Annotated in this window: 3 protein-coding genes and 2 pseudogenes; all 5 read left to right on the top strand. The window is 38.6% G+C overall.

The genetic code is table 11. The annotated features are described in order from the left end of the window. Positions 1–2941 (top strand): YadA-like family protein (locus ACFILD_RS03520; protein ID WP_375664775.1); only part of this gene is annotated, 2941 nt, incomplete at its 5' end. A 401-nt stretch (positions 2942–3342) separates the two neighbouring features. Beyond that, positions 3343–3600 (top strand): annotated as a pseudogene (locus ACFILD_RS03515) (hypothetical protein); the annotation flags it as partial. Between the two features lie 156 nt (positions 3601–3756). After that, positions 3757–4062, top strand: a complete 306-nt coding sequence (locus ACFILD_RS03510; protein WP_375654307.1) for a hypothetical protein — start codon at positions 3757–3759, stop codon at positions 4060–4062. 385 nt (positions 4063–4447) lie between these two features. Next, entirely contained in the window at positions 4448–6412 is a 1965-nt protein-coding gene (locus tag ACFILD_RS03505) for a hypothetical protein (protein WP_375664774.1), read from the top strand. Positions 6413–6456: 44 nt separating this feature from the next. Further along, positions 6457–9036: pseudogene (locus ACFILD_RS03500) on the top strand (hypothetical protein); the annotation flags it as partial.

Genomic DNA, 9036 nt, shown 5'->3' with positions numbered 1-9036 from the left:
TAAAGAAGTAGAAGGCAGTGAAATCAATATCGCTAATAGTAGCAAAGCAGATCGAACTCTTTCTGGTGTGAAGGCAGCAACACAAAATAATGAAGCGGTTAATAAAGGTCAGCTTGATGAAAGTTTAAAGAAGCTTTCTAACAGTCTTCAGTCTGATGATTCAGCCGTTGTTCACTACGATAAAAAAGAGGGTGATAATAACACTATAAATTATGCGAGTGTGACTTTAGGAAAAGGTGCAAATTCTGCTGCTGTAGCACTTCACAATGTTGCTGATGGTCAGATTGCCAAGGGTTCACATGATACAGTCACGGGTGGACAGCTTCATATCATCACAGATGATTTCTCAAAAATTTTAGGTGGAGATGTATCCTTTGATGGAAAAAACTTTAAAGTACCAGGGTATAAATTATCGAATATTGATGAAAAAGGTGTTGTAACAGATAAACCGCATACCGATGTTGGTTCTGCCTTTAAAGGACTTGATGATAATATCAAGAATGTGAATGCTCGCATTAAGGAAGTCTCAGAAGGAGTTGCACAAGATTCTTTATCTTGGAGCGATGCTGACAAAGCTTTTGTCGCCCAGCATGGGGAAGGTGATGACAGAAAGGCAAGTAAAATCACATCGCTTGCTGTAGGAGATATTACGAAAGAATCGATGGATGCCGTAAATGGTTCTCAACTTTATTCACTGGGCGATAAGGTTGCAAAATATTTTTCTGATGACGCTGAATATAAGGATGGGGAATTGAAAGTTCCTGATTTTAAGCTCAAAATTATCAATGATGATGGCACTGAAGCTGAATCAAGCTATAAGAATGTATCAGATGCATTTTCAGGTGTGGGTAAACTTTTCACAAAGGTTCAAACTGCGATCAGCGATGTAATCAGTAATTTGCTTGTTACGAAAAATGAAGATGTTATCAACATTGGTAAAGGAGTAGAAGGTAGTGAAATCAATATCGCAAACAAGAGTGGTAAGGATAGAACCCTTTCTGGTGTGAAGGCAGCAGAAAAAGCCAATGAAGCTGTGAACAAAGAACAATTTGATAAAGGTTTGAAGGATCTTTCTGATACCCTTCTGTCTGATAGTTCTTCTGTTGTTCTTTACGATAAAACAACAGATAATCAAACTGATTATACAAATGTAACTTTTGGGAAAGGGAAGGATGCTACACCTGTTGCGCTCCATAATGTAGCCGCCGGATCGATTGCGGAAAACTCAACGGATGTTATCAATGGAGGACAGGTTCACATTCTTTCAATGGATATAGCAAAATTGTTGGGTGGAGATGCTGAATTTAAGGGTGGTGCTTTTAAAGGGCCAACTTATAATTTATCCAGTATTGATAAAGGTGGCGAAGTAACAGATAAACCGCATACCGATGTTGGTTCTGCCTTTAAAGGACTTGATGACAATATCAAGAATGTGAACGCTCGCATTAAGGAGGTCTCAGAGGGAGTTGCACAAGATTCTTTATCTTGGAGCGATGGTGACAAAGCTTTTATCGCTCTGCATGGGAAAGGTGATGACAGAAAAGCAAGCAAGATCACATCACTTGCGGCTGGCTCTATAGTATCAGGCTCGAGTGATGCGGTTAATGGCGGACAGATTTATGATCTGAATCAGTCGCTAGCAAAGTATTTTGGTGGTGATGCTAAGTATGATGGTGATGGCTGGGCGCTTCCAGGTTTCAAGATAATGACTTTCCAAGAAGATGGAAGCTTTGAAGAGGAGAATTATGATAGCATTGCAGCCGCGTTTGCCGGTGTAAATAAGGTTTTCAAGAATCTTCATAATGAGATTTCAGACAACATTGAGCAAAATGCGTTGTTGTGGAGTGATGATGCAGGTGCGTTTGTAGCACAGCATGAGAAAGAAGGTAACAAGGAAAACAGCAAGATCACGTTCCTTGCGAAAGGAAAGATATCAGAAGATTCGACGGATGCGATTAATGGTGGTCAGATTTATACACTTCAACAGACATTTGCCTCATATTTTGGTGGAGGAGCTGGTTATGATAAGGAAGGAAACTGGCAAGGACCAAAATTCACTGTTCAGGTCTTTAATAAGGATGGTACGAAAGGTGATAAAGAGGAACGTAATAATGTCTCTGAAGCATTTGATGTTGTTAATGACAGCATGAGCACTATCAACGATCGTATAAAAGAAGTTGAAAAGGGTACCTCTTTGAATAGTCTGAATTGGAATGAAGAAAAAGGAAGTTATGATGCATCTCATGTGGATTCTCAGGGTGTTAAGAGTCCAAGTAAGATTATCAATGTAGCGAATGGTAAGGTAGACAGAGATTCAAAAGAAGCAGTGAATGGAGGACAGCTTTGGGAAACTCAGCAGATGATTACAGATCAGGTCAAGGATATTGAAAATAGAGTTACGGAGGGATCTGTACAATACGATAAAGATAAAGAAACGGGAAAAAAGACCAATAAAGTTAGCTTAGTTGGTGGAGATGAAAGTTCTCCAGTATTAATAGCCAATGTAGCCGATGGAAAGATAGAAAAGGATTCGAAAGAAGCGGTTAATGGCGGTCAATTAAAAGATAAGATGGATTTTGTGCTTGAAAGTGCCAATAAGTATACGGATGAGCAAATTTCTCATCTTGTAAAAGATGGAGTTAGTGGGGCTAATTCGTATACGGATATGAAGTTTTCGACATTAAGTTATGCTGTTGAGGATGTTCGAAAAGAGGCAAGACAAGCAGCAGCTGTTGGTTTAGCGGTAGCTGGTTTACGCTATAGTGATATTCCTGGAAAATTAACAATCGCATTTGGTAGTGGTTTATGGCGTAGTCAATCTGCTTTTGCTTTTGGTGCAGGTTATACTTCAGAGAACGGTGATATTGGTTCCAACTTGTCAATTACCACTTCTGGAGGTCACTGGGGTATAAGTACAGGGGTTAATGTGATACTCAACTAATAAACGACTAAATCCATAAAATTGATTTGCCTTTTTCTTATTTAAGAAAAGGGCAAATTTTTTACTTTCTTCCAGAACTCTCTAAAGCTATTCTAAATGTATAAAACTCCCGTAATTATATAAAATCCGAATATAAAAAGCTTATTACAACTTTTGTTGAGAATAAAAGAGCTTAGTGGTAAAGATTCAAAAAATTGATTGCTATTATTTTGATTTATTAAAATGCTTCAAGCAATGTAAATACGAATATACCCTTTATTAAAAGAAGACAGTTTTAGCTTTTATTTTCGTATAGTTTTAAACGTATGCTTTATAATGCAACGATCTACAGGATATGCAATGTACTCCAAACACAAGTATTGCTTTAGGGTAGTGGAGCGCAAACGGAAAAAGAATGGAGCGTTGCTGTAGGCAATATGGCTCATGCTTTAGAGAAAAGCAGTGTCGCAGTAGGTGGTGAATATAATAAGAAGAGCGAACACGGGGAAAATGATTATACTCTTTCGAAGAGTGATTATTCAACAGTAGTAGGAGCTGTTTCTAAAGCTTTAGAATATGGTTCGATTGCTCTTGGTCACTCCGTGCATATGCATTTGCTCAAGAAGCTATTTCTATGGGCTTCTATTCAAAAGCAAAAGGGGGTGGAAGTATCGCTTTAGGTTCCCATTCTAAAGAAAGTGATGGTTGATGGGAGAGCTATCGGGAACAACTCTGTGTCTGGTAGAGCTGCTGGCGTTTTTGGAGATACGTCTGTTCTGCAAGGACCGGTTAAAAACATCTAATCTCAATGGAAAAGTACGAAAGTTGCAGTAAGTATTGGTGTTCCTAGTAAGAACATAACGCGACAAATTATAGGCGTAGCAGCTGGCGTAGCAGCTGATAGAAAATCTGCCGATGCAGTGAACCTTAGACAGTTGCAAGATTTAGAAGAAGTCGTAAGAAAAAAGGTTGAAAACTGTCTATTTCTGATGAGGCAGCTAAAGATATGGGTGCTAGATAGTGCAATGAATTTTTCACAACTGAAGGGAATAAAAGAACAAGTAGCAGTGAGTATTTTTGTAAAACAGGATACAGCAACGAGACACATTACCATTAGTAAGGATATAGATGGGGCATTTTAGTAAAAAGCTTTCATAAATCCTCTAATGAAATAAAAAAATCTTATTCACGAAAAATAAACTGATGCCTAGCGGATGATCAATAGGCACAACAAAAATTATACCTCTTTCAAAGAGATCAAAGCTAAAAACGACACACAACCTTTGGTAGAAAAATGAAATCTATTCTAATATTAAGTATTTTTTTACCTTCCTCAAATTGATTTTCACGAACCTTCCCCTAATTACCCTTCTAAAGACGCTGTAGAAACAACATCTTATGTCTTAATTTTATTTATGACCTAAAACACGCTGTAAAAGCAGGAACACGCAAAGGAAATAAGAAAGCTTTAGAGTTCTAGAGCATACCTTTTTTGTGTTTTTAATCTATTATTATGAAGGGGGTATTATGAAAAAATTATATACTACACAAAATCTGCGTGATTTGAGTTTTTCTCGTTCACATCATCGATCATCATTGTTTAAAGTAGCTTCGTTAGGAACTGCGGTGGCATTGTTTTTATCGAATGCTTCTCCTGTTTTTTCAGCAAATCTCGATTTAACAAAAGCATCTCTTGAAAATGTGAAGAATGCTGCCGTGGTTTATCCGCAAAGCATTATCTCTGCGTATGATTACTATGATGGTGATAAGGAAAATTATTTAACAGCATTGAATGTGGCAATGATGCCAAAAGTTGACGCTTCTGATGACGATGCAAATTTTTTAACCAAAACCCTTTCTGGTATAAGTAATGATGATCCTATTGTGAATGTTTTGAGGGCAGATGACAAAAACTCATTGGAAAGAACATTAGATACAGGCGGGCAATATAAAAAATTGATCATCAGTTCACAAAACGGTGAGAATACAGCGATTATTGATGCATTGAATTCTTCACGCAATGACTCCATGTCTAAAATGCAGCGCGATATAGGCATGCAACGTGACGTAGTGGGTACTAATGTCATATTTGGTAATGATATAACACAGGCCGACAAACTCCATAATAGTAGTGATATTACTGCTCTTGGTGCCAAGATAATAGTAAACGCCGCAGATTCGGTTGCTGTTGGTTATGGTGCGCAGGTGGATAATAGCGTTACTGTTGCTGTAGGTCATTTGGCGTATGCTGTAGGTAAAAAAAGTATCGCAATAGGTGGTGAAGGTAAATGGGCTGATAACCCGCCCCCCCCTGGGGGACGTACAATAGCGACGGGCGAAGAATCAATTGCTATTGGATATCGTGCTAAGGCGGACAGTGAGGAATCTATAGCTCTTGGTGCTTTTGCAAAAACGACGGTAAATTTAGGTGTTGCGATTGGAAACGAGTCTGTGGCTGAGGTTGCTGCTGGAAAGCATGGTTATAGTTCTTTATCTAAAGATCTTACACAGTCTGACAACTTTGCATGGAAAAGTACGCTAGGTGCAGTGAGTGTTGGTGATGCTAAATTAAAGCAAACGCGCCAGATTGTAGGAGTGGCAGCTGGTAGTGACGACACTGATGCCGTTAATGTTGCACAGCTAAAATCGTTACAATCATACGTAGATCAAGGTTGGAACCTATCCGTTGGGGGTAAAGATGCTAAAGCCGTTGGTATAAAAGATACTGTAGATTTGTCAGCGGCAAGTGGCAACCTTACGATTATAAAAGGTGAGGAAGACAATAATGTAAAATTTGATCTAGCTGAGAATATTAAAGTGGAACGAGTTACCGCTGGAAGAAGCTCTATAAGTGATGATGGCATTCTGTTTGCTAATGGGGCTGGTATAACTGTGGATGGTATTGATGCTGGTAATAAAAAGATTACAGGAGTGGCAGCTGGGGAAGAACCTGAGGATGCAGTGAATTTTGCGCAGTTAGGGAAGATTGAGAATACAGTTGAAGGTGTAACTCATAATATATCACAATATTTTGGTGGTGGAGCGGATGTATTTAACGGTAAGGCGCCCAGTTACACTATTCAGGGCAAACCACATAATGGTTTTGAATCTACTTTTAATGCTGTTGATACTTCTATCACGAATATACAAAATCAGATTGCGAATGTGGCAAAAAACAGCCTCGTTAAGCAGGAGGAAAATGAAAGTGCTATCACCATTGGTGAGTCAACAGGTGGCACTGAAATCAATGTTGCAAACAAATCTGGTGAAAATAGGATAATTTCCGGTGTGAAGGCAGCTGTAAATGCTAATGACGCTGTTAATAAAGAACAACTGGATGGGCGTATAGCAGATATTAGTAACAGTATTAATAACATTGAAGAGGGAANGATATTAGTAACAGTATTAATAACATTGAAGAGGGAAGTGCTTTTGCAGTTCTCTACGATAAAAAAGCAGATGGAGCCGTTAATTATAATAGTGTGTCTTTAGGTGGTGATAAGACTACAGCACCGGTTGCTCTCCGTAATGTTAAAGATGGGAAAATTATTGAAAATTCGCATGATGCAATCAATGGTAGTCAGCTTTGGGAGACGAATGATCGTGTTGCAGGTGCTGAAAAGGATATTATCCATATTAACGATAAGGTTACTAACATATCAGCTACGGTTACTGATCTTGGTGAAGAGGTGTTCAATATTCAGAAAGTGGGTGCTTTTGCAGTTCTCTACGATAAAAAAGCAGATGGAGCCGTTAATTATAATAGTGTGTCTTTAGGTGGTGATAAGACTACGGCACCGGTTGCTCTCCATAATGTTAAAGATGGCATGATTGCGCAAGGATCGCATGATGCAATTAATGGTAGCCAGATTGAAAAAATATCCCGAGATGTAGCAGTCATTTTTGGTGGTGATGCGGAATTTAGCGAAGGTATTTTGTTTGGTCCGCACTATCATTTATCGCAAATTTCTGAAGATGGTGTAGCAATAACTAAGGACCATAATAATGTTGGTGATGCTTTGACAGGGCTTGATGACAATATCAACAATGTGAATAGCCGCTTAACACATGTAGCCAATGAGTTTACTCAGAAAATTGATGGTGTCTCTAAAGATTCTCTGTTGTGGAGTAATAATGAGCAGGCATTTGTAGCACAGCATGGAGCAGACAAAGAAAATAGCAAAATTAAATTTCTTGCCAATGGAGACATTTCTGCTAATTCAACCGATGCGGTAAATGGTTCACAACTTTTTGTTACTAATCAGAATGTTACCACTGTTACGAATAATCTAGCAAAAATTTCTCAAAATACATCTCAATATTTTGGTGGTGGTGCAGATGTATCTAACGGTAAGGCTCCCACTTACACTATTCAGGGTAAGCCACATAATGGTTTTGAATCTACTTTTAATGCTGTTGATGCTTCTATCACGAATATTCAAAATCAGATTACGAATGCGACAAAAAATAGCCTCGTTAAGCAGGAAGAGAATGAAGGTGCTATCACCATTGGTGAGTCAACAGGTGGTATAGAAATCAATGTTGCAAACGAATCTGGTGATGCTCGTACAATTTCCGGTGTAAAAGCTGCAGAGTGGAGTGATGAAGCTGTTAACAAAGCCCAGCTTGATAAAAGTATAGAGATGATTTCTAATGATATTAATCTCACAAGAGCTGCTGCAGTTCTCTACGATAAAGAAAATGGTGCCATTAATTATGGTAGCGTAACTTTAGGTGGGGTAGATAACCAAGACCCTGTTGCTCTTCATAATGTTAAAGATGGCATAATTGCGCAAGGATCGCATGATGCAATCAATGGGAACCAAATTAATAAAATATCTGGAGATATAGCAAATTATTTTGGTGGTGATGCTTCATTCGAAAATGGTGCCTTTAAAGGACCAAAATATAGTTTATCTGTTATTGTTGAAGATGGTCAGGTGGCAAAAGCCAATTATCATGACGTTGGCTCAGCTTTGACAGGTCTTGATGCAAATGTGAAGAGTGTGAATACGCATCTGACGAATGTGGTAAACGATGTCAATGAAAAAATCACGAATATTACTCAAGAAGTTAAAGGGGACGCCTTGTTGTGGAACAGTGATGAGCAGGCATTTGTAGCACAGCATGGAGAGGGAAGAACCAATAGCAAAATTAAGTTTCTTGCCAATGGAGATATTTCTGCTAATTCAACCGATGCTATAAATGGTTCGCAACTTTATCTTATGAGCAACCAATTGGCTGCGTATTTTGGTGGTGGCGCTGGCTATAATAATGGAGAATGGACTGCTCCTACTTTCAAGATAGCACAATTCAAGGCTGACGGTAGCTCTGGTGAAAAGAAGAATTATCATAACGTTGCCAGTGCTTTTGACGGCGTGAGTGAGAGTATGTCTAAGATAAACGACCGCATTCAAAATGTTGAAAACAATGTCTCGTCCAATGGTTTAAATTGGAATGAGCAGAAAAAAGCTTATGACGCTAGCCATGATGGTCAACCAAGTAAGATTATCAATGTAGCAGATGGTAAAATTGTAGAAGGGTCAAAAGATGCAGTCAATGGCGGACAGCTTTGGGAGACCAACGAACGTATCACTGGCGTTGAAAAAGATATTAAGCATATTGAAAACAGAGTCGACAATATTTCCACTACGGTTACGAATATTGGTGAAACGGTTTTCAATATTGAAGACAGAGTTGATAATATTGAGAACACGGTTAATAATCTTTCTGATGGCGCAGTTAACTATGATAAAGATGGAGAAGGAAACAAAACCAATAGGATCACTTTAGAGGGTGGAGATTCCAGTGAACCTGTTTTAATTGATAATGTTGCGGATGGCCGTATTGAGAAGGACTCGAAAGAAGCTGTGAATGGTGGTCAACTGCATGATTACACTCAGCAACAGATGAAAATTGTTCTCGATGATGCAAAAAAATATACGGATAGTCGGGTGGATAATATTGTTATTAATGCCATTGATGATGCTGTTGATCGGTCTGACCGATATACAGATATGAAGTTTAATATTTTAAGTTATGATATTAAGAGCGTACGGAAAGAGGCAAGGCAAGCAGCCGCCGTTGGTTTAGCAGTATCCAACCTACGTTACTTC

It is taken from the genome of Bartonella sp. CL162QHHD (assembly GCF_042195435.1).
Classification (GTDB): Bacteria; Pseudomonadota; Alphaproteobacteria; order Rhizobiales; family Rhizobiaceae; genus Bartonella.
This window is presented reverse-complemented; position numbering and strand designations above follow the sequence as displayed.